Annotated in this window: 23 protein-coding genes; 11 read left to right on the top strand and 12 right to left on the bottom strand. The window is 71.1% G+C overall.

Features of this window, described 5'->3' with window-relative positions:
* Positions 1-8: 8 nt before the first annotated feature.
* The 5 genes from mmsA to G5C51_RS16230 all read right to left on the bottom strand — a co-directional run bounded on the left by mmsA (position 9) and on the right by G5C51_RS16230 (position 6,028).
* On the bottom strand, positions 9-1,583 hold the full coding sequence (gene mmsA / locus G5C51_RS16210) for a multiple monosaccharide ABC transporter ATP-binding protein (protein ID WP_165237899.1): 1,575 nt from the start codon (positions 1,581-1,583) through the stop codon (positions 9-11).
* Positions 1,584-1,636: 53 nt separating this feature from the next.
* Complete coding sequence (chvE, locus tag G5C51_RS16215) at positions 1,637-2,752, bottom strand: multiple monosaccharide ABC transporter substrate-binding protein (RefSeq protein ID WP_165237856.1); 1,116 nt, start codon at positions 2,750-2,752, stop codon at positions 1,637-1,639.
* Between the two features lie 8 nt (positions 2,753-2,760).
* Positions 2,761-3,753, bottom strand: coding sequence for a hypothetical protein (locus G5C51_RS16220; protein WP_165237858.1), 993 nt, complete (start codon positions 3,751-3,753; stop codon positions 2,761-2,763).
* A gap of 92 nt (positions 3,754-3,845) precedes the next feature.
* Entirely contained in the window at positions 3,846-4,889 is a 1,044-nt protein-coding gene (locus G5C51_RS16225) for a zinc-dependent alcohol dehydrogenase (RefSeq protein ID WP_165237860.1), read from the bottom strand.
* On the bottom strand, positions 4,865-6,028 hold the full coding sequence (locus G5C51_RS16230; RefSeq protein WP_165237862.1) for a mandelate racemase/muconate lactonizing enzyme family protein: 1,164 nt from the start codon (positions 6,026-6,028) through the stop codon (positions 4,865-4,867). The genes G5C51_RS16225 and G5C51_RS16230 overlap by 25 nt, the downstream gene beginning before the upstream one ends.
* Before the next feature lie 163 nt (positions 6,029-6,191).
* Here G5C51_RS16230 and G5C51_RS16235 point away from each other — a divergent pair, with 163 nt between their 5' ends.
* Positions 6,192-6,959: an IclR family transcriptional regulator gene (locus tag G5C51_RS16235; RefSeq protein ID WP_165237864.1), complete on the top strand. Its 768-nt coding sequence runs from the start codon at positions 6,192-6,194 to the stop codon at positions 6,957-6,959.
* On the opposite strand, the gene G5C51_RS16240 is transcribed toward G5C51_RS16235, so the two are convergent.
* From G5C51_RS16240 to G5C51_RS16250, 3 genes are read right to left on the bottom strand one after another with little or no spacing between them, the layout of a single operon-like run.
* Positions 6,956-7,669 (bottom strand): TrmH family RNA methyltransferase, encoded by a 714-nt coding sequence (locus G5C51_RS16240; protein ID WP_165237866.1) that lies wholly within the window; start codon positions 7,667-7,669, stop codon positions 6,956-6,958. The two genes, G5C51_RS16235 and G5C51_RS16240, sit on opposite strands and share 4 nt — an antisense overlap.
* A 24-nt stretch (positions 7,670-7,693) precedes the next feature.
* The gene (locus G5C51_RS16245; protein WP_338118168.1) at positions 7,694-8,917 is read right to left on the bottom strand and encodes an HTTM domain-containing protein; all 1,224 of its coding nucleotides are present in this window, start codon (positions 8,915-8,917) and stop codon (positions 7,694-7,696) included.
* The gene (locus tag G5C51_RS16250) at positions 8,914-9,627 is read right to left on the bottom strand and encodes a DUF5819 family protein (RefSeq protein WP_165237868.1); all 714 of its coding nucleotides are present in this window, start codon (positions 9,625-9,627) and stop codon (positions 8,914-8,916) included. Before G5C51_RS16250 ends, G5C51_RS16245 begins: the two co-directional genes overlap by 4 nt.
* 205 nt (positions 9,628-9,832) lie before the next feature.
* Between G5C51_RS16250 and paaA the strand changes: the two genes are divergently transcribed.
* Genes paaA through G5C51_RS16280 form a run of 6 tightly spaced genes read left to right on the top strand, consistent with a single transcriptional unit; the run spans position 9,833 to position 14,488 of the window.
* Entirely contained in the window at positions 9,833-10,780 is a 948-nt protein-coding gene (gene paaA / locus G5C51_RS16255) for a 1,2-phenylacetyl-CoA epoxidase subunit PaaA (protein WP_165237870.1), read from the top strand.
* A complete protein-coding gene (gene paaB, locus G5C51_RS16260) occupies positions 10,777-11,061 on the top strand; it encodes a 1,2-phenylacetyl-CoA epoxidase subunit PaaB (RefSeq protein ID WP_165237901.1) in 285 nt (94 codons plus the stop codon). The genes paaA and paaB overlap by 4 nt, the downstream gene beginning before the upstream one ends.
* The gene (paaC, locus tag G5C51_RS16265) at positions 11,058-11,762 is read left to right on the top strand and encodes a 1,2-phenylacetyl-CoA epoxidase subunit PaaC (RefSeq protein WP_165237872.1); all 705 of its coding nucleotides are present in this window, start codon (positions 11,058-11,060) and stop codon (positions 11,760-11,762) included. Before paaB ends, paaC begins: the two co-directional genes overlap by 4 nt.
* Complete coding sequence (gene paaD, locus G5C51_RS16270; protein ID WP_165237873.1) at positions 11,756-12,271, top strand: 1,2-phenylacetyl-CoA epoxidase subunit PaaD; 516 nt, start codon at positions 11,756-11,758, stop codon at positions 12,269-12,271. Before paaC ends, paaD begins: the two co-directional genes overlap by 7 nt.
* A complete protein-coding gene (locus tag G5C51_RS16275) occupies positions 12,268-13,335 on the top strand; it encodes a 2Fe-2S iron-sulfur cluster-binding protein (protein WP_165237875.1) in 1,068 nt (355 codons plus the stop codon). The genes paaD and G5C51_RS16275 overlap by 4 nt, the downstream gene beginning before the upstream one ends.
* A 58-nt stretch (positions 13,336-13,393) precedes the next feature.
* Positions 13,394-14,488 (top strand): acyl-CoA dehydrogenase family protein, encoded by a 1,095-nt coding sequence (locus tag G5C51_RS16280; RefSeq protein WP_165237877.1) that lies wholly within the window; start codon positions 13,394-13,396, stop codon positions 14,486-14,488.
* A gap of 37 nt (positions 14,489-14,525) precedes the next feature.
* Here the strand turns inward: G5C51_RS16280 and G5C51_RS16285 are convergent, their stop codons facing one another.
* From G5C51_RS16285 to G5C51_RS16300, 4 genes are all read right to left on the bottom strand, one after another.
* Entirely contained in the window at positions 14,526-14,870 is a 345-nt protein-coding gene (locus G5C51_RS16285; RefSeq protein WP_165237879.1) for a rhodanese-like domain-containing protein, read from the bottom strand.
* Positions 14,871-14,914: 44 nt separating this feature from the next.
* Complete coding sequence (locus tag G5C51_RS16290; protein WP_165237881.1) at positions 14,915-15,703, bottom strand: hypothetical protein; 789 nt, start codon at positions 15,701-15,703, stop codon at positions 14,915-14,917.
* Between the two features lie 73 nt (positions 15,704-15,776).
* The gene (locus G5C51_RS16295) at positions 15,777-17,258 is read right to left on the bottom strand and encodes a DUF2252 domain-containing protein (protein ID WP_165237883.1); all 1,482 of its coding nucleotides are present in this window, start codon (positions 17,256-17,258) and stop codon (positions 15,777-15,779) included.
* Positions 17,259-17,371: 113 nt separating this feature from the next.
* Positions 17,372-17,947: a TerD family protein gene (locus G5C51_RS16300; RefSeq protein ID WP_165237885.1), complete on the bottom strand. Its 576-nt coding sequence runs from the start codon at positions 17,945-17,947 to the stop codon at positions 17,372-17,374.
* Between the two features lie 182 nt (positions 17,948-18,129).
* Between G5C51_RS16300 and G5C51_RS16305 the strand changes: the two genes are divergently transcribed.
* The 4 genes from G5C51_RS16305 (at position 18,130) to G5C51_RS16320 (ending at position 20,760) form a co-directional block, all read left to right on the top strand.
* On the top strand, positions 18,130-18,495 hold the full coding sequence (locus tag G5C51_RS16305; RefSeq protein ID WP_165237887.1) for a hypothetical protein: 366 nt from the start codon (positions 18,130-18,132) through the stop codon (positions 18,493-18,495).
* A 97-nt stretch (positions 18,496-18,592) separates the two neighbouring features.
* Positions 18,593-19,156: a hypothetical protein gene (locus G5C51_RS16310; protein WP_240929701.1), complete on the top strand. Its 564-nt coding sequence runs from the start codon at positions 18,593-18,595 to the stop codon at positions 19,154-19,156.
* An 18-nt stretch (positions 19,157-19,174) separates the two neighbouring features.
* A complete protein-coding gene (locus G5C51_RS16315; RefSeq protein WP_165237889.1) occupies positions 19,175-19,936 on the top strand; it encodes a thioredoxin domain-containing protein in 762 nt (253 codons plus the stop codon).
* Positions 19,933-20,760 carry a cytochrome c biogenesis protein CcdA gene (locus G5C51_RS16320; protein ID WP_165237891.1) on the top strand — a complete coding sequence of 276 codons (828 nt, stop codon included), beginning with the start codon at positions 19,933-19,935 and terminating at the stop codon, positions 20,758-20,760. Before G5C51_RS16315 ends, G5C51_RS16320 begins: the two co-directional genes overlap by 4 nt.
* Positions 20,761-21,047: the final 287 nt, after the last annotated feature.

Genomic DNA, 21,047 nt, shown 5'->3' on the forward strand with positions numbered 1-21,047 from the left:
GCGCAGCCTCAGCTTCTGTTCATGGTCAGGTCGCGGTCCGCGGCACCGTTCATGTCGCGGGTCATCAGCCGCATCAGGGCTTCCTGGTCGGCCTCCGCGCGGTCGACCTCACCGGTCAGCCGCCCCTCGGCCATCGTGTAGATCCGGTCGCACATCCCGAGCAGTTCCTGCAGCTCGGACGAGATGAAGAGCACCGCCTTGCCCTGGGCGGCGAGCTTGTCGATGACGGCGTAGATCTCGAACTTGGCGCCGACGTCGATGCCGCGGGTGGGCTCGTCGAGGATCAGCACCTCGGGATCGGAGTGGATCCACTTGCTGAGCACGACCTTCTGCTGGTTGCCGCCGGAGAGCCGGCCGACCTCCTCGAAGACCGTGGGGGCCTTGATGTTCATGCTGCTGCGGTAGCCCTCGGCCACCGACCGCTCGTGGTGCTCGTCGACGACGCCGCGGCGGCGCATGCCGGACAGCGACGGCAGCGAGATGTTGCGGTTGATGTCGTCGATGAGGTTGAGGCCGTACTGCTTGCGGTCCTCGGTGACATACGCGATGCCCGAGTCGACGGCCGCGGGGACCGTCTTCGTCGGCACCTCGCGGCCGCCGACCGCCACCGTCCCCGCCTCGTACTGCCCGTAGGACCGGCCGAAGACCGACATCGCCAGCTCGGTGCGGCCCGCACCCATCAGCCCGGCGACGCCGACGATCTCGCCGCGCCGGACGTTCAGCGACACGTCGTCCACCACCAGCCGGTGGTGGTCGATGGGATGGCGCACCGTCCAGCCGCGTACGGACAGCGCCTCCTCGCCGGCGTCCTCGCCCTCGTACCGGGTCCGCTCCGGGAACCGGTGGTCGAGGTCGCGGCCGACCATGCCGCGGATGATCCGGTCCTCGCTGACCTCCGGCTCGGCGTCGGGGGTCGCGCGCACCGGCAGCGTCTCGATGGTGCGGCCGTCGCGCAGGATGGTCACCGAGTCGGCGACCCGGCGGATCTCGTTCAGCTTGTGCGAGATGATGATGCAGGCGATGCCCTGCTCGCGCAGCTGCAGGATCAGCTCGAGCAGCTTGCCGCTGTCCTCGTCGTTCAGCGCGGCCGTCGGCTCGTCGAGGATGAGCAGCTTCACCTCCTTCGACAGCGCCTTGGCGATCTCCACCAGCTGCTGCTTGCCGACGCCCAGATCGGCGACCGGCGTCGCCGGCTTCTCCCGCAGCCCGACGCGGCGCAGCAGTTCGGCGGCCCGGCGCAGGGTGCCGTTCCAGTCGACGAGGCCGCGGGCGGTCCGCTGCTCATTGCCGAGGAAGATGTTCTCGGCGATGGACAGATACGGCACCAGCGCCAGCTCCTGGTGGATGATCACGATGCCGTGCTTCTCGCTGGCCCTGATGTCCTTGAAGGCCACCTGCTCGCCGTCGAAGTGGATCTCCCCGTCGTACGAGCCGGCCGGATGCACGCCGGAGAGCACCTTCATCAGCGTCGACTTGCCGGCGCCGTTCTCCCCGCAGATCGCGTGGATCTCCCCGGGGCGCACGGTCAGCTGGACGTCGGAGAGCGCCTTGACCCCGGGGAAGGTCTTGGTGATGCCGCGCATCTCCAGTACCGGGCGAGTCACGTCCGTGGGCCTGCTCACGTCCGTCGGCCCGGTCACTTGAGCTGTCCCGCCGTGAAGTAGCCCTCGTCGACGAGGAGCTGGGTGTTGGACTTGTCGACCGACACCGGCTTCAGCAGATACGACGGCACGGTCTTCTTGCCGTTGTTGTAGTCCTTGGTGTTGTTGACCTCGGGCTTCTTGTCGGTCAGGACCGCGTCGCCCATCTGCACCGCCTGCTTGGCCAGCTTGCGGGTGTCCTTGAAGACCGTCTGGGTCTGCTGTCCCTTGATGATCGACTTCACCGACGCCAGCTCCGCGTCCTGCCCGGTCACCACCGGCAGCGGCTCGGCCTTGCCGCCGTAACCGGCGCTCTTCAGCGCCGAGATGATCCCGAGGGAGATCCCGTCGTACGGCGAGAGCACCGCGTCGACCTTCGCCTCGCCGTAGTGCTTGGAGATCAGGTCGTCCATCCGCTTCTGGGCGGTGCCGCCGTCCCAGCGCAGCGTGGTCGCCTGGTTCATCTTCGTCTGCTTGCTGCGGACGACCAGCTGACCGCTGTCCAGGTACGGCTTCAGCACCTTCATGGCGCCGTTCCAGAAGTACTTGGTGTTGTTGTCGTCCGGGGAGCCGGCGAAGAGCTCGACGTTGTACGAGTCGGCGGCGTCCTTGTCCGGCTCGCCGAGCTTCAGCTCGTCGACGATGTACTGCGCCTGCAGCTCGCCGACCCGCTCGTTGTCGAAGGACGCGTAGTAGTCGACGTTCTTGGTGCCCAGGATGAGACGGTCGTACGAGATCACGGGGATGCCCGCGTCCGCCGCCCGCTGCAGCACCTCGGTCAGCGCCGAGCCGTCGATCGCGGCGACGACCAGCAGCTTGCGCCCCTTGGTGATCATGTTCTCGAGCTGCGCGACCTGGTTCTCGACCTTGTCGTCGCCGTACTGCAGGTCGGTCTTGTAGCCGGCCTTCTGGAACTGCTTCGACATGTTCTTGCCGTCGGCTATCCAGCGCTCGGACGACTTGGTCGGCATCGCGATGCCGACCGTGCCGCCCTTGCCGTCGTCCGCCTTGTACCGGCTGCCGCCCTTGGCCTCCTGGCCGCAGGCGGTCAGCGAGAGGGCGAGCAGCGAGGTCAGGGCAAGTGACGTCGTTGTCAGTGCTGTTCTGCGCATGGGGTTGGTCAGTTCCCTTCGAGCGAGGGTACGGGGAAGCGCCGCAGCTCTCCGGGGAGCCGCGAGCCGAGCGGGGACATGCCGCCGGCCGCGCCGTGCCGGGCCAGCAGGTCGAGGACGAGCCGCCCGCGGCGCACCCGCTCGCGCGCGGCGGCGAGGGTGACCTCGCGCACCTGCGCGCCGTACGGGTAGATGCCGGGGGACTTGCTCAGGCCGAACTTCAGGTACAGCGGGGCGCCGCGCCGGATCAGCTCGGCGGCCTCGTACATCCGGATGTAGCCGCCGAGGTCGTCGGGCGCCTCGATGTAGAGGTCCATCGGCGCCGCGCTCACCCGCCGGATCTCGGTGAGGTGGGCGAGGGAGAGGTCCGACGGGATGTTCAGGGAGTCGGCGCCGAGCTGCTCGAAGACCGCGTACGAGGCGGGGTTCACCGGCCCGACGAGCGCCGAGACCTTGAAGGTGGTGTCGGCGGGCAGTACGCCTTGGGCGCGCAGCTGGTGCAGCGTCCACAGCACGCCCTCGTCGGCCACGAGGAGGCATTTCACGCCGAGTTCGGTGGCCCGCAGCGCGTCCTCGACGCAGCCGGCGAGGGCGTCGTGCCCGCGGGCCCGCAGCCCGGCCCCGCCGGAGTCGGTGCGGGTCGCGGCGCCGATGTCCCAGGTGCCGCGCGGCCCCGTGAACAGGCACAGCTCGATGTCCTGCGCCGCGCAGGCGTCCACCATCTCGGTGATCTCGTCGTCGGTGAGCATCCACACGCCGCTGCCCTGGCTGATGCGGTGCACCGGCACGTCGAGCCGCCCGGCCTCCTTCAGCACGGTGGCGAGCGCCTCGGGGCCCTCGACGGAGGGTATTTCGGTGCGCCAGGTGCCGCCGTCCGGGAAGGAGTGCGGTGAGGCGTCGCCGGGATGGAGTTCGGGCGCCCGGTGGCCGATGCCGGCGAGGGCGTCGGCGCCGGGGCGGCGCGCTTCTGAAGGGTTGGAGCGGGAGGGCTGAGGGGTCATGAGCTTCCCTTGTTCGAGATTTCGTACGACGTACGGGACGAGCGGCGCGCTGCTTCGCAAAACCGGCGCGCGCCGACGCGCCCCCGGGGCGCTCAAGGCGCCTGAGGCACCAGCAGCACCTTCCCGGTCTTCGGATCGCCACCGCCGACCAGCGCGATCGCGTCCGCGAACCGCTCCAGCGGCAGCGCGTGCGTCACCAGCGGCGCCGGGCGCAACAGCCCGGTCCCGAAGGCCCGTACCGCGTCCGTCCAGGCCGCCGAAGGGGCGCCGAAGATGCTGCGGACGGTCAGCTGGCTCAGCGACAGATGCACCGGGTCGATGCCCTCGGCCCCGGGCGTGAACATCCCGGTCAGCACCACCCGCCCGCCCCGCCGCGCCAGCCGGCACGACGCGGCCGCGGTGCTCGGCGCGCCCGCGGTCTCCACGACCAGGTCGAAGCGGCCCTCGTACGAGCTGGCCGCGCCCGGCGCCAGCGCGGCGGTGGCCCCGAACGGCTCGGCCTGCGCGGCCCGTTCGGTGCGCGGGTCGATCACCACCAGCTCGGCGGGCGAGTACGCCGCCAGCAGCTGCGTCGCGAGCAGGCCCAGCGTCCCGGCGCCCACCACGGCGATCCGCTCCCCTGGCCGCACCTCCGCGGCCCGTACCGCGGCGGTGCTCACCGCCGCCGGCTCCAGCAGCGCGGCCGCGCGCAGGTCGGCGTCGGCGGGCAGCAGGTGCAGCAGCCGGGCGGGCACGGTCAGATGCTCGGCGAAGCCGCCGGGCTCGGTGAACCCGGTCTCCGCGTACCCGGCGGTGCACAGGCTGGTCTCGCCGTAGCGGCAGCGCCGGCAGACACCGCAGGCGCGAAAGCCCTCGGCGACCGTCTTACGGCCCACCAGCCCCGGGTCGACGTCCTCGCCGACCGCCTCGACGATCCCGGCCCACTCATGCCCGGGCACGACGGGGTAGCGGACATACGCGGCGTCCCGGTGGCCGTCGTACACCTCCCGGTCGCTGGCGCAGATCCCGGCCGCGGCGACCCGTACGAGCACCTCGCCGGACCGCGGCCGCGGCGTCTCGCGCTCGACCAGCCGGTGCGCGCCCGGCCGGTCGATGATGATCGCCCGGCTGCTCACTCGGGCTTCCTCCGCTCCCATCCCTCGGCCCACAGGTCGAACCGGGCCCGCTGCTGCGGGAATTCGGCCGCCGCGTCCACGTCCAGCTCGACGCCGAGGCCCGGCGCATGGCTGATCTCGAAGCAGCCCGTCTCCGGATCGATCTGCGGGGCGCCGGAGACCACCTTCTTGATCTCCGCGTCCGCGAAGTCGTTGAAGTGCTCCAGGACCTTGAAGTTCGGGGTGCAGGCGGCGAGCTGCAGGGAAGCGGCGGTGAGCACCGAGCCGCCGACGTTGTGCGGGGCGACCAGCATGTAGTGGGTCTCGGCCGTGGCCGCCAGCTTGCGGGTCTCCAGGATGCCGCCGATGTGCCCGAGGTCGGGCTGGATGATGTCGGCGGCCTGCGACTCGAAGAGCTCGCGGAACTCGATCCGGTCGTGGATCCGCTCCCCGGTCGCCACCGGGATGTCGACCTTCGCGGCGACCTTCTCGAGGGCCTTGAGGTTCTCCGGCGGCACCGGCTCCTCCAGCCAGGCCGGGCGGAACGGTGCCATGTCCTTCGCCAGCCGGACCGCGGTCGACGGGCTGAACCGGCCGTGCATCTCCAGCATCAGCTCGGCCTCGGGCCCGATGGCGTCCCGTACCGCCTCGATCAGCGAGACCGCGTACCGGGTCTGCTCGTAATCGAGCTCGAAGTGCCCGGTCCCGAACGGGTCGATCTTCAGGGCGCGATAGCCGCGCGCGACGACCTCGCGGGCGGCCGCGTGGTACGCCTCGGGCGTCCGCTCCGTGGTGTACCAGCCGTTCGCGTACGCCTTGACCTGGTCCGTGGCACCCCCCGCCCGGCCGCCCAGCAGCTGCCAGACGGGGACGCCGAGCGCCTTGCCCTTGATGTCCCAGCAGGCCATCTCGATGACGGCGATGCCGGACATGACGATTTCGCCGGCCCGGCCGTAGTCGCCGTACTTCATCCGCTTTACGAGATCTTCGACCGCGAACGGGTCGGACCCGGCGATATGGTTGGCCTCAGCCTCGCGGAGGTAGCCGACGAGCGCGTCGGTGTGGCCGAGCATGCGGGTCTCGCCGACGCCGGTGAGGCCTTCGTCGGTGTGGACGAGGACGTAGGTGAGGTTGCGCCAGGGTGTCCCGACGACGTGGGTGGTGATTCCGGTGATGCGCAAGGCAGCGTTCCCTTGGGCTCGTTCGAGATTTCGTCATGCGTTCGAAATGCTGGCGTGACCGTAATCAGCGCACAGGGGGGTGTCAATGGTCTGCACACGGGTTAGCGTGTGTTCGTCATACCGACCATTGGTCGAGTTCCCGAACGAGGGTGGGTGAAGGGACATGGGCCGCCTCGTCCCCGCGGTGACCAGAGCGCTGGACATACTGGAGTTGTTCCTGCAGGGCGACGGCACGCTGTCCGCCCCCGAGATCGTGCAGAAGACCCAGCTCCCCCGCACCACGGTGCACGAGCTGGTGACCACCCTGGCCGCGCGCTCGTACCTGGTGCCCGTACCGGAGCAACAGGGGCGCTTCCGCCTGGGCGTCCGGACGTATCAGCTGGGCAGCCGCTACGCCGAGCAACTCGACCTCGCCGCCGAGGGCCAGCGGGTCGCCCGCGAGGTCGCGGACACATGCGGCGAGACGGTGCACGTGGCCGTCCTCGAGGACGCCGACGTCATATACATCGCCAAGGTCGACTCCACGCACGCGGTGCGGATGGTCTCGGCCGCGGGCCGCCGGCTGCCCGCGCACTGCACCTCGGTGGGCAAGATGCTGCTGGCGTCGCTGCCGCCCGACGCGCTCGAAGAGCAGCTGGGCAAGGGCGAGTTGCAGCCGATGACGCCCAACAGCATCACCGACCGCGACAAGCTGCGCGCCGCCCTGCAGGACATCCGCGAGACCGGCATCGCCGCCGAGCACCAGGAGTCCAACCCGGACGTGAGCTGCGTGGCCGCGCCGGTACGGGACCGGAGCGGGCGGGTCGTGGCCGCACTGTCGATCTCGGTGCCGGTGACGCGCTGGACGGAGCAGCGCGAGGAGGAGCTGGCGGAGCTGGCGGCGAAGGGCGCGAGCGACCTGTCGGGTCGGCTGGGGTTCCGCGGGCGTTAGGACGGGCCCGTACCGCTCCAGTGGAAGAGGGCCATCGCGACGCTCGTGGCGAGGTTGTAGCTGGAGACCTGGGGGCGCATCGGGAGGGCCACGAGCCGGGTGGCCTTCGCGCGCAACTCGTCGGAGATGCCGTGCCGTTCGGAGCCGAAGGCGAGCAGGGCACCCTCCTGGACGGGGACCATCCGGATGTCCTCACCATCCGGATCCAGTGCGTATACGGGCCCGTCCGGCAGCTCCCCCAGCTCCAGCCGCTCCACGGCGGTCGCGTAATGCAGCCCCGCCGCGCCCCGTACGGCATTCGCATGCCAGGGATCGAGCGGCCCGGTCGTGACGACCCCCGCGGAGGCCATGCCCGCGGCGAGGCGGACGACCGCGCCGACATTGCCGAGATTGCGCGGCTGATCCAGGACCACGACGGGCGCGGTGCGCTCAGGACGGGTCAGCGCGTGCACGTTGGCCGCGCGGCTGCGGCGGGCGGCGAGGGCGGCCACGCCGGTGGGGTGCGCCCGGGGCGCGAGCTCGCGCAGCGCCTGCGCCGGGGCCTCGACGAGGGTCTTGGCGAGCATGTCGGCGATATCCGGGGCGAGCTCTCTGGCGAGGGCCTCGGTAGCGGCTTTGTCGGTGGTCAGCGCCGTCCGCACATCCGCCCCGAAGCGGAGCGCGTGCTTGAGCGCGTGGAAGCCGTCGAGCAGCACCAGGTCCTTGGCCATGGCGGCCAGCTTACGAGGACGCGGTCACCGCAGCGGCGTCCCCGATTCCACATCGGCGGGAGCGGACTGGCGCGGGGCCTTGAGAGCGGCGGGCTCCGCCGCCCGCCGCCGCCGCCCGATGAGCCGGTCCCGCCCGGCCACCGTCCACCCGCCGATCCACATCAGGAAGACCGTCGGCAGGAACACCGCGTCCGCCGCGATCATGGCGAGCGAGAAGAACGGCAGCCCCAGGATCACGGCGATCGACGCGTGCTCGATGATCATCAACGCCAGCAGCACGTTCTTGATCCGCCGGTTGAAGAGCGTGAACGGGAACGCCACCTGCACGATCACGGTGCCGTACGTGATGATCATGACCATCGTGCCGCTGCCGCCCAGCGTGTCCGACAGCGCCGGCCAGGGCGTGAAGTAATCGAGGTGCAGCGGGTAGTGCAGCGCCGTGCCGTCCTGCCAGAGGGTGCCCTGCACCTTGTACCAGCCGGCGGTGGCGTACACGAAGACGACCTGGACCATGATGATCAGCAGGCCCGCGTTGTGCACCAGATTGGCGAGCTGGTCGCAGACCGTGCGCGGCTCGCCGGGCCAGAGCCGCTGCACCATCCACCAGACCGCCTGCGCCAGCCACAGCCCGTAGAAGATCAGCGCCCAGCCCCAGCTGAGATGACCGAGCAGGGTGGCGGCCAGCAGCCCGAAGCCCAGCACCGACCAGAGCCAGACGCCGACGGCGTCGCGCGGGGGCGCGTCGGGTGCGGTACGCGCCCGGCGGCGGGCGTCGAGCGACCAGACCTGGCCGCAGCGGGTGAGGACGAGATAGATCGCCACCAGGTGGATGACGTTGTCGCCGCCGTCCCCCATGAAGACGCTGCGGTTCTGCAGCGACAGCACGCCGATCATGAACAGCACGGACATCGTCCGGGTCCGCCAGCCCAGCATCAGCGCCAGGGACGCGAGCACGGCGAGCCCGTAGACGATCTCGAAGAAGGCGTCCGAGTCCGACCACATCAGCACGGTGAAGGCGTCGTTGAGCTGCAGCAGCTGCTCGGCCAGGCCCCGGCTCCAGGGCGAGTCGGGCCCGTAGAGCTCATGCCGGTGCGGGAACTCGCGCAGCAGGAACAGCAGCCAGGTCAGCGCGAAGCCGATGCGCACGACGGCGGTCTGATACGGGCCGAGGGCCTGCCGCGTCACGCGCTCGACGGCGCGGGTCACGGCGTGCTCGACGCGGGTGACGTTGGTGGCGTTGGCGCTCACTGGCCGCTCCCCTCCCAGCTGCTCCACGTCTCGCGGTCACCCTTCTGCAGGTCCGCCGTGGTCACCTGCCACCACCCCAGCTGCCGGTACGAGGACTGGGTCGAGCGCTTGTCCGCGCTCCAGTCGGGCGCGGCCAGCGGCGTCACCTCGGCGCGCAGCTGGATGGACTGCACCTTGCCGTCGTTGAGGACGGGGCCGAAGCGCAGCATCACGATCCGCTTCAGGTACTGCTCGGAGAGCTCGCCGCGGACGCCGTTGGGGCGGTTCTTCTCGTCGTGGGAATTGATGAAGTAGTCCCAGGCGCGGCGGAGCTCGTTCTGCTCGGTGTGCGAGGGCGCCGGGTTGTGCTTGATCGCCTCGGCGTCCTGCGCGGAGAGGTTGACCCAGGGGGTCTGCTCGGTCGAGCCGTCCTTCTTCTGCACCTCGGCGCGGGCCTGGACGTCGATGTTCTGCTGCAGCGGGTTGGGGGCGAAGAGCTTCCAGTTCTGCTCGAACTCCGGCAGCACATAGCCGTCGATGGTCTCCTTGTGCTGCTTGCTCACCGTGTTCGGCGGCGAGACGTACAGGAAGACCGTGGCCAGGTGCCATGCCGTAAAGCCGAGGACGACGGCGACGGCCAGCGCCATGAAGATCTGCGCGGGCAGCGAAAGGCGGCCCGGCGACTCCTCCGCCCCGGATATGCCGGACTCGTCCGGCGCTCGCGACTCCATACCCCCGACTACCTCACAGCCTGTGGTCATCAGCTCACTGCCGACTGACGTCGGCACGCTACCCCCCGGCGCCCCACCCGCGCAGGGCCGATCGGGACACGCTTCGATCGGGGGAGCCGACCTTGACAGGGTACGAGGCCGCACCCGACCATGGAACCGAACGATCGGTCGGTCGGGACGGCATCGGGACGGCAGGGGGCATGCGATGACGGTGATCACGGAGGACCCGGGCGCGGCGAACGCGGCTTTCGACGCCGCCGTGGCCGCGGACGAGCGGATCGAGCCGCGCGACTGGATGCCGGACGGCTATCGCGCCACGCTCATCCGGCAGATCGCCCAGCACGCCCACTCCGAGATCATCGGCATGCAGCCAGAGGCGAACTGGATCACCCGCGCCCCGTCCCTGCGCCGCAAGGCGATCCTGATGGCCAAGGTCCAGGACGAGGCGGGCCACGGGCTGTATCTCTACAGCGCCGCGGAGACCCTCGGCGTCGGCCGCGACGAGCTGCTCGACAAGCTGCACGCGGGCCGCCAGAAGTACTCCTCGATCTTCAATTACCCCACCCTGACCTGGGCGGACGTCGGCGCCATCGGCTGGCTGGTGGACGGCGCCGCGATCATCAACCAGGTGCCGATCTGCCGCTGCTCCTACGGCCCGTACGCCCGTGCGATGGTCCGTATCTGCAAGGAGGAGTCCTTCCACCAGCGGCAGGGCTACGAGCTGCTGCACACCCTCAGCAAGGGGACGGCCGAGCAGCATGCGATGGCGCAGGACGCGGTGGACCGGTGGTGGTGGCCGTCGCTGATGATGTTCGGCCCGCCGGACGACGAGTCGGCGCATTCCGCGCAGTCCATGGCCTGGAAGATCAAGCGGCATTCCAACGACGAGCTGCGGCAGCGCTTCGTCGACATCTGCGTCCCGCAGGCGGAGATCCTCGGCCTGACGCTCCCGGACCCCGATCTGAAGTGGAACGAGGAGCGGGGGCAGCACGACTTCGGCGCCATCGACTGGTCGGAGTTCAAGGAAGTCCTGCGCGGCAATGGCCCCTGCAATGAGCAGCGGATCAGTCAGCGGCGGCAGGCGCACGAGGACGGCGCGTGGGTGCGCGAGGCGGCGGCCGCCTATGCGCTCAAGCATTCCGAGGAGAGCTGATGAGCGACTGGCCCCTGTGGGAGGTCTTCGTACGCAGCAGGCGCGGCCTGTCGCATGTGCACGCCGGCTCGCTGCACGCGCCGGACGCCGCCATGGCGCTGCGGAACGCCCGCGATCTGTATACGCGGCGCCAGGAGGGCGTCTCGGTGTGGGTGGTGCCGTCGGCGGAGATCACCGCGTCGTCGCCGGACGAGCGGGACCCGTTCTTCGAGCCGGCGGCGGACAAGCCGTATCGGCATCCGACCTTCTATGAGCTGCCTGACGGGGTGAAGAATCTGTGAGCGCGGCTCTGTGCCTCGGGGACGACGCGCTCGTGCTCTCGCACCGGCTCGGCGAGTGGGCCGGGCATGCGCCCGTACTGGAGGAGGAGGTCGCGCTCGCGAACATCGCGCTGGACCTGCTCGGGCAGGCGCGGGTGCTGCTGTCGCTGGAGGGGGACGAGGACGAGCTGGCCTTCCGGCGCGAGGAGCGCGCCTTCCGGAACGTCCAGCTGGTCGAGCAGCCGAACGGCGACTTCGCGCACACGATGGCGCGGCAGCTGTACTTCTCGGTGTATCAGGAGCTGCTGTACGAGCGGCTTGCTGCTGGCGAGGGGCCGTACGCGCCGCTGGCCGGGAAGGCGGTCAAGGAGGTCGCGTACCACCGGGACCACGCGGAGCACTGGACGCTGCGGCTCGGTGACGGCACGGCGGAGAGCCATGAGCGGATGCAGCGCGGTCTTGATGCGCTGTGGCGGTATACGGGTGAGCTGTTCCGGCCGGTGGAGGGGCTGGCCGAGGTCGACTGGGCGGCGCTGCACGGGGCTTGGCGCTCGCGGGTCGAGGATGTCGTCGGTCGGGCCACGCTGACGCTGCCCGAGGGGTCCGACGGGTCCGGCTGGAGCGCGGGCGGCGGGCGGCAGGGGGTTCACACCGAGCCGTTCGGGCGCATGATCGCCGAGATGCAGCATCTGCACCGCAGCCACCCGGGGGCGACATGGTGACGGACTCCGGGCCGACCGAGCTCGAGCAGCGGCTGCGGGAGCTCGCGGGCGGCGTCCCCGACCCCGAGCTGCCGGTGATCAGCCTGGCCGAGCTGGGCGTGCTGCGGCGGGTGCATGTGTACGGGCCCGGGCGGGTGGAGGTCGAGCTGACGCCGACGTACACCGGGTGCCCGGCGATCGAGGCGATGACCGCCGACATCCAGCACGTGCTGCGCGAGCAGGGCGGCATGGAGCAGGTGTTGGTGCGCACGGTGCTGTTCCCGGCGTGGACGACCGATGACATCACGGCGGAGGGGCGCCGGAAGCTCGCCGAGCACGGCGTGGCGCCGCCACGGGTGAGCCGTGAACCGGCGGGTCCGGTTCCGGTTGAGCTGGGCTCGATCCGGTGTCCGAACTGCGGCTCGGGGCGTACGAAGCTGCTCTCCCGCTTCTCGTCGACCGCCTGCAAGGCGCTGCGGCGGTGCGAGGACTGCCAGGAGCCCTTCGATCACTTCAAGGAGCTGACATGACGGCGGCCGGCTTCCACCCGCTGAAGGTCGCCGACGTCCGGCGGCTGACGGACGACGCGGTCGCGGTCACCTTCGCGGTGCCGCCGGACCTGCGGGCCGCGTACGGCTTCGAGGCCGGGCAGCACCTGGCGCTGCGCAAGGCCGGCGAGGCGGCGGGGGCGGTCCGGCGGACGTACTCGATCTGCTCGGTGGCCTGCGCCGAACCCGCCGAACTCACCGTCGGCGTGCGGCAGGTGGCGGGCGGCGAGTTCTCGCCGTACGTCACCGGGGAGCTCGCGCCGGGGGAGACCCTGGAGGTGATGACGCCGGCCGGGCGCTTCGGGCTGCGCGGGGCGCGGACCGGGGGCGGCCACTTCGCGGCGGTGGTGGGCGGCAGCGGGATCACGCCGGTGCTGTCGATCGCGGCGTCGCTGCTGGCCGGCGATGCGGACGCGCGGTTCACGCTGATACGGAGCGACCGGACGGCGGCGTCGGTGATGTTCCTGGACGAGGTGGCGGATCTGAAGGACCGCTATCCGGAGCGCTTCCAGCTGGTGCAGACGCTGTCGCGGGAGGAGATGCAGACCGGGCTGCCGTCGGGCCGGCTGGATGAGGAGCGCCTGACCGGGCTGCTGCCGGCGCTGCTGCCGGTGGCCGATGTGCAGGGCTGGTTCCTGTGCGGTCCGTACGGTCTTGTGCAGGGCGCGGAGCGGGCGCTGCGGGCGCTCGGGGTGAAGCGCGGGCGCATCCATGAGGAGATCTTCCACGTCGGGGAGACGGCGCCGGTGGAGCTGCCGGACGCTCCGGAGCACAGCACGGTGGCCGCCACCTTGGGGGGCAGGTCCGGGAGTTGGCCGGTGCAGGCGGGCGAGACCCTGCTGGAGGCGGTGCTGCGGAACCGCTCGGACGCGCCGTACGCCTGCAAGGGCGGCGTGTGCGGGACATGCCGGGCGTTCCTGGTCGACGGCGAGGTGCGGATGGAACGGAACTTCGCACTGGAGCCGGACGAGCTGGAGTCGGGCTATGTACTGGCCTGCCAGTCGCATCCGGTGACGGAGCGGGTGGAGCTGGACTTCGACAGGTAAGGATCCAGTGCCGCCTGGGTCTTCCACCTTTGTAGAACCTGTTCTACCTTGCGCTGCCATGGACTTCACCTTCTCCGAAGAGCAGCAGGCGGCGGCGGAAGCGGCAAAGGCCGTGTTCTCCGGCGTGAAGCCGGATGCCGTGCCCAGCCCGTCCCGCACCACCGGCCCCGTGGCCGACGACTTCGACCGCCCGCTGTGGCGCAAGCTCGCGGAGGCCGACCTGACCGGCCTCGTCCTGGACGAGCGCTACGGCGGCTCGGGCCTGGACGTCACCGCCCTCTGCCTGGTGCTGCGCGAGGCGGCCGCGCCGCTGGCCCGGGTCCCGCTGCTGGAGACCGCCGCGGCAGCGCTCGCCCTGCAGCGCTACGGCGACGACGAACTGTGCGCGGAACTGCTGCCGCAGGTGGTGCGCGGCGAGTACGTACTGACCGCCGCCTCGGCGGGCCGCACCGGGCACGGCCCCGCCGAACTCGCCGTCACCGCCCGCCAGGACGGCGACAGCTGGGTGCTGGACGGCGTGCACACCGCGGTGCCGTGGGCGCAGCAGGCGGACGCGATCGTGCTGCCGGCGCATGTAGGGGAGTCGGGCCGCCCGGTGCTCGCCCTGGTCCGCCGCAGCAGTGCGGGCATCACGCTCGCCGACCAGGTGACGACCACCGGCGAGCGGCTGGCGGAGGTGCGGCTTGACGCCGTACGACCGGATGCGGTGCTGGACGCGGACGGCGCGTGGGAGTGGCTGCGCGCCGTGCTGACCGTGGGCACCTGCGCGCAGGCGCTCGGCCTCGGGCAGCGGGTGCTGGACATGACGAGCGAATACGCGGGCAAGCGCGAGCAGTTCGGGTATCCGATCGCGACCTTCCAGGCCGTGGCGGTGCAGGCGGCGGACCGCTTCATCGATCTGAAGGCGATGGAGGCCACGCTGTGGCAGGCGGTCTGGCGGCTGAAGCCCGCGGATGTGGCGGTGGCCAAGATCTGGGCGGCGGAGGGCGTGCGCCGGACCGTGCAGACGGCACAGCACCTGCACGGCGGCTTCGGCGCGGACACGGACTACGTGCTGCACCGCTACCACGCCTGGGCCAAGCAGCTGGAACTCTCGCTCGGCCCGGCCTCGGCACACGAGGAGGAGCTCGGGGAGCTGCTGGCGGCGGGGTAGCGGGGCTGCTGGACAGGCGGGCGGGCCGGCCGAGTTCCTAGAGGACCGTGCCCGGCTCGCCCTTGTCCGTGACCACCTTGCGGCCGGCGGCAGCCCAGTGCTCCATGCCGCCGGCGACGTTCACCGCGTCCAGGCCCTGCTGCGCCAGGTACATCGCGACCTGCGCGGAGCGGCCGCCGACGCGGCAGATGACATTGATGCGACCGTCCTGCGGGGCCGCCTCGGTCAGCTCGCCGAAGCGCGCGACGAACTCGCTCATCGGAATGTGCAGCGCGCCCTCGGCATGCCCCGCCTGCCACTCGTCGTCCTCGCGGACGTCCAGCAGGAAGTCGGCGTCGGTGAGGTCGTCGACGGTGACGGTGGGGACGTGGCCAAAGTTCATGCCGCCGACGCTACCGGACCGGCGCACAGGCCCGCGCCCGGGCGCTACCCAACCAGTTCCGCCAGCCGCGCCTCGCGCTCGGAGACCCTGGCCAGCAGCTCCTCGGCGATCTCCTCGAGCAGCTTGTCAGGGTCGTCGGGCGCCATCTTCAGCATCTGCCCGATGGCGCTGTCCTCCAGCGTGGCCGCGGCCCTGGCGAGGATCTCCTTGCGCTCCGCCAGCCACTCGAGCTTCGCGTACAGCTCCTCGCTGCGGCTCGGCTCCGCGCCGGGCGGCGGCGGTCCCGCCTCCCACTCCTCGGTGAGCGCGCGCAGCAGCTCCTCGTCGCTGTTCGCGTACGCCTGGTTGACCCGGGTGATGAACTCGCCGCGCCGCTCCCGTTCGCCCTCATCCGTGGCCAGGTCCGGGTGCGCCTTGCGGGCCAGGTCCCGGTAGAGCTTGCGGGCGGCGTCGCTGGGACGGACTCGGGGCGGCGGCTGCGCGGACTGGTCGGTGAGCATGGCGGCGGCCTCCGGGGCGAGACCGTCGGAGTCCATCCAGCCGCCGAAGAGCTCCTCGACCGACGGCATCGGCTGTACGAGGCCGCGCAGTTGCTCCGCGCGGCGGCGGTCCTCCGGGTCACCGGAGCGGGCCGCCTCCGCCTCGGCGATCTGGGCGTCGAGCTCATCGAGGCGGCTGTACATGGGCCCCAGGCGCTGGTGGTGCAGCCGGGAGAAGTTGTCGACCTCGATGCGGAAGGTTTCGACGGCGACCTCGTACTCGATCAGGGCCTGCTCAGCAGTCCTGACCGCGCTCTCGAGGCGGGCGGTGGGGTTCTCGGTCGCGTCGCTCACCTGGCCAGCGTAACGGGGTGACCGTCACGCCCGGACCGGCGTCGGGCGCGGCGGCGCCCTTACGCCCCCGCCCTTACGCCCCCAGCTCCGCCGGGAGCCGGCCCGCACGTATCGCATGGAGCAGCTCCGCATGGTCGGACTCCACCCCGTCCGCGTACGTCACCGCGAAGGCGGCGATCGCCTCGTCGAGGGCCTCCGACTTGCCGGCATAGCCGGATATCGCCCGCGGGTCCGCCGTGTGCGCATGGGCCCGGGCCAGCAGCGCGCCGGTCATCCGCGCATAGTCGTCTATCTGGTCGGCGGCCAGGGCGGCCGGGTCGACGCTGCCCTTGCGGTTGCGGAACTGCCGGACCTGGTACGGACGGGAGTCGATCGTCGTCCAGCCGAGCAGGTTGTCGCTGACGACCTGCATGCGCTTCTGGCCCAGGACTATGCGGCGGCCCTCATGCCCGCTGTAGTCATTCGGCAGGACCGACGCGCGGGCCTCCTTCACCTGCAGCACGAGCGGCTCGCCGCGGTGGTCAAGGAGCAGCACCACGTACGAACGCGTGCCCACGCTGCCCGTGCCCACCACGCGGAAGGCGACGTCGTGGACCGCATAGCGGGCGAGCAGCGGATGCCGGTCCTCCGGGAGGGTGCGCAGATACGCCGCCAGCGAGCCGGCCACCGCCGCCGCCTCCGCGTCCGGGATCCGGCGCAGCACCGGCGGCGCGTCCGTGAAGCGCCGGGAACCGTCCTCGAGCACCTCGGTGGCGCCCGAGGCGAATTTCGCGCTCGTATTGCGGCGTGCCTTCTCGGCGACCCGGTCCAGGGTGCCGGCCAGGTCGCGGGCGTCGGTGTGCGAGACGAGCTCCTCGTCGGCGATCGCATTCCACGCGTCGAGGACCGGCAGCTTGGCCAGCCAGCGCATCGTGCGCCGATACGCCCCCGCGGCGTCCCGGGCGGCCCCGTGGCAGGCGTCCTCGTCGGCGCCGGCCTCGCGCCCCGCGAGGACGAGCGAGGCGGCGAGGCGCTTGAGGTCCCACTCCCAGGGGCCCTGGGCGGTCTCGTCGAAGTCGTTCAGGTCGATGACCAGGCGGCCGCGGGCGTCACCGTAGAGCCCGAAGTTCGCGGCGTGCGCATCGCCGCAGAGCTGGGCGCGGATGCCGGTGTGGGGGAGGGCCGCGAGGTCGTACGCCATCAGCCCGGCCGAGCCGCGCAGGAAGGCGAACGGGGTGGCCGCCATGCGGCCCACGCGCAGCGGAACGAGGTCCGGCAGCCGCCCGGCGTTGGACGCCTCGACCGCCACCTCCACCGACGGCCGCTCGGCACCCCGCCGCGCCTGCGCATGCACCTCGCGCGGCAGCCGCTCGCGGACGGCCTTGCCTTCCCGCTTCGGTGACCGCTCGCGGCGTGGATCCGCGAAGCCGGGGACGGCTCCGCCGCGCTGGCTCGGAATGCTGACCCCGGCCTCGGCCCCTATCCCAGCCTCGGCCCCTATGCCGGCTCCGGCCCGGCCCTCTGTCGCGTCCGCTGCCACGCCTGCCGTGCCCCCGACGCCCGCTGTCGCCACCATCGCTGCCTCCCCCATCTCGCCCCTGCCACCCACCCGATGCCGAAAAAGTACAGGGCCGCGCGGCGATGCCGCACGGCCCTGTGGATAACTTCGGTGCAGAGGCTTCAGAGGCCTCAGAGGTTCACGCCGAAGTCCTGCGCGATGCCGCGCAGCCCCGACGCGTAGCCCTGGCCCACGGCGCGGAACTTCCACTCCGCGCCGTTCCGGTACAGCTCGCCGAAGACCATCGCGGTCTCGGTCGAGGCGTCCTCGCTGAGGTCGTAACGGGCGATCTCGGTGTTGTCCGCCTGGTTCACGACGCGGATGAACGCGTTGCGCACCTGGCCGAAGCTCTGCTGCCGGGTCTCGGCGTCGTAGATCGAGACGGGAACGACGATCTTCTCGATCTCGGCCGGCACACCGGCGAGATTGACCTTGATCTGCTCGTCGTCGCCCTCGCCCTCACCGGTGAGGTTGTCACCGGTGTGCTCCACGGAGCCTTCGGGGGTCTTGAGGTTGTTGAAGAAGATGAAGTGCTTGTCGGAGACGACCTTGCCGTCGGCGCCGGTGCACAGCGCGCTGGCGTCGAGGTCGAAGTCCGCACCCGTGGTCGTGCGGACGTCCCAGCCGAGGCCGACGATGACGCCGGTCAGGCCGGGGGCCTCCTTGGTCAGCGATACGTTTCCGCCCTTGGAGAGGCTGACACCCATGTTGGCTTCCCTGCACAATCCGGCGCGGGTCACGCCTCTTGACGATCCTTTTACCCACCGGTCCAACGAGCGGATACGGGGTCGGGTTCCCCTGAATGTTGCGGCGTTCCGTCAGGTCGTGGCGTGATCACGGTGTGTTCCAATGGATGTCGGTCAGAAACCGGCAGGAACAGGAAGACACCATGCCCATTCCCACGCTGCGCGCCACCGCGCGTGCGCTGCTGGGCGTGCTGGCGATCCTGTTCGCGCTGCAGGTCGGACAGGCGGTGAGCGCCTCGGCCGCGGACGCCTCCCCGGCCGCCCCTGTCGCGGTATCCGCGCAGGTCGCGGCCGCCGACGACGGTGCCGACCGGCCGGGCTGCAAGAAGTCCCAGGGTGATCCCCAGCACGCCGTCCCCGGCACCCGCGCGGGCGGCGAGCACGCCACCGCGCTGCCGGTGCCGAGCGCCGCGTCCACCGGGGCCGTAATGGCGCCGGAGCCGACGCGCGCGCAAGGGCGGGCGGTCCCGGCGCCCGTGCTGAGCCAGCTGTCGGTGCTACGGCTATAGCGGGCTGCAATATGCCCTCGCACCCTCTCGTACGGCGGTCCTGACCGGGCCCGGCGAGAGGGCCTCAGCCGACCACACCCACAGGAGCTCGCAGCCCATGCGACACCGCATCCGGCTCGCCGCCCGCGCGCTCGCTCTCTGGAGCCCGCGCCGCTGGGGCGTCGCCGTAGCCGGGGCCGGCGCGACCGCGCTGGTCATCGGCTTGCCTACTGCCGTCATTCCCAGTCCCGTCTTCGGGCGGGAGATCGCCCCTGAGTGGTGGAGCTATCCGGCGCTTGGCGCTACTGCTCTGCTTGCGGGGGTGGTGCTCGCTACGTACGTGGGCACCGGCCGCTCGGATACGGACGCCGATACCAGGAGCACCCGCGAACCCGCCTCGCGCCTCGGCGCCGCGGGCAGCGTGCTGTCCTTCCTGGCCATCGGCTGCCCCGTCTGCAACAAGCTCGTCCTCCTCGCCCTCGGCACCTCCGGCGCGGTGAGCTACTGGGCGCCACTGCAGCCGATCCTCGGCCTCGCGTCCCTCGCCCTCCTCGCCGTCGCCGCCGTGCAGCGCCTCGCGGGCGAGGTGGCCTGCCCGGCCTCTGCCCGTACTGGCCGCACCTCCCGCACCGGCCGTACCGATCGCACCGACCGCACCACCGCCGCCACCACCGGCCACTGAACCTCCGGAGCACCCCTCGTGATCAGCGCGAACAACCGTAAAAAGACCACCGTCATCGTCATCCTCGTCCTCATCGCCGCCCTCGCCCTCGGCTCCCTCTCCGCCCTGGCCGGCCTCGGCGGCGGGAGCGGAAGCGGCAACGACGCCGCCGCCGACGTCGACAGCGACAGCGGCTCCGGCTCGGAGGACCTCACCTCCGAGCAGAAGCAGCAGCTGCTCTCCCTGCAGCGCCGGGACGCCGGCGACCCCATGGCTATGGGCGAGAAGGACGCCCCGGTCACGCTCATCGAGTACTCGGACTTCCAGTGCCCCTTCTGCGGCAAATTCGCCCGTGACACCAAGCCCGAGCTGGTCAAGAAGTACGTCGACAAGGGCGTGCTGCGCATCGAGTGGCGCAACTTCCCGATCTTCGGCGGTGAATCCGAGGCCTCCGCGAAGGCCGGCTGGGCGGCCGGGCAGCAGGGCCGCTTCTGGCAGTTCCATGACCTCGCGTACGGCAAGGAGCGCAAGAAGAACTCCGGTGAATTCGCTGAGGGCAAGCTGATCGCCATGGCCGAGGAGGCCGGGGTCAAGGACATCGGGAAGTTCAAGAAGGACATGGACTCCAAGGCCGCCGCGGAGGCCGTGCAGCAGGACTCCGTGGAGGGCCAGAACCTCGGCGTGACCAGTACCCCCGCCTTCCTGATCAACAGCACTCCGGTGCTCGGCGCCCAGCCCACCGAGGTCTTCACCGAGATGGTGGAGGAGGCCCGTAAGGCAGCCGAGGCCAAGAAGCAGTGACCCCCGACATCGGCTATCTCGCCGCCTTCCTCGGCGGCCTGCTCGCCCTGGTCAGTCCCTGCAGCGCGCTGCTCCTGCCGGCCTTCTTCGCGTACTCCGTGAGCGGCGCGGGCCGCCTCCTGGCCCGTACCGCGATCTTCTACGCCGGGCTGTGCACCACGCTCGTGCCGCTGGGCGTCGCCGGGTCCTTCGCCAGCAAGCTCTTCTACGGGCATCGCGACGCCCTCATCGCCGTCGGTGGGTGGACGATCATCGCGCTGGGCGTGGCGACGATGCTCGGCTTCGGCTTCGGGTCGCGGCGGATGCAGGAAGCGGCGGGGCGGATCAGGCCTGAGTCGGCGGTGTCCGTCTACGCGCTGGGCGCCGTCTATGGCCTCGCGGGCTTCTGCGCGGGGCCGATCCTCGGGTCGGTGCTGACGGTGTCCGCGATGGGCGGGAACGCGGTCTACGGCGGCGTGCTCCTTGCCTTCTACGCCCTGGGCATGGCCGCGCCGCTGTTCGTCCTGGCGGTGGCCTGGCACCGCTTCGACCTGGGGAAGCGGCGCTGGCTGCGTGGGCGGCCGGTCAAGATCGGCCCTCGCTTGGAGCTGCACTCGACCTCGCTGCTGTCCGGGGCCCTGTTCGTCGTCTTGGGCGTGGTCTTCCTTGCCTTCGACGGGACGAGCTCGCTGCCCGGGGGTGTCGGTGTGGAGAACGAATTCGCGCTGGAGCGCTGGGCCCGGGACGTGGGCGGGGCCGTGCCGGATGGGGCACTCATTGCGGGAGCGGCCACGCTGATACTCGCCGTCCTGGGCCTGCGGATGCGACACCGCCGTTCCACGTGAAACATCCCAACTCCGCGCCGCCGCCCGGCAGACCGAGGTGCCCCGCCTCCCTCTCCCTTCCGTAGCCCGCCGATCCAATGGCACCGGGACCAGAGAGGAGACGGCGATGCGGCCGTCACCATCCGATGCCAAACCTCCCGTCCCCTGCTGGGGACGGCTTGGCATCGGATGGTGACGACAGCGCTGCCGGGTTGCGTCTGGTCTCGGTGTCGTTAGGGAGGCTGGCTACGGGAGGGAGGGGAGGCGGGGCGGCTTTGTCTGCCGGGCGGCGGTTCTGGGGGCTTGGG

Source organism: Streptomyces coryli, from assembly GCF_011044975.1.
GTDB lineage: Bacteria > Actinomycetota > Actinomycetes > Streptomycetales > Streptomycetaceae > Streptomyces > Streptomyces coryli.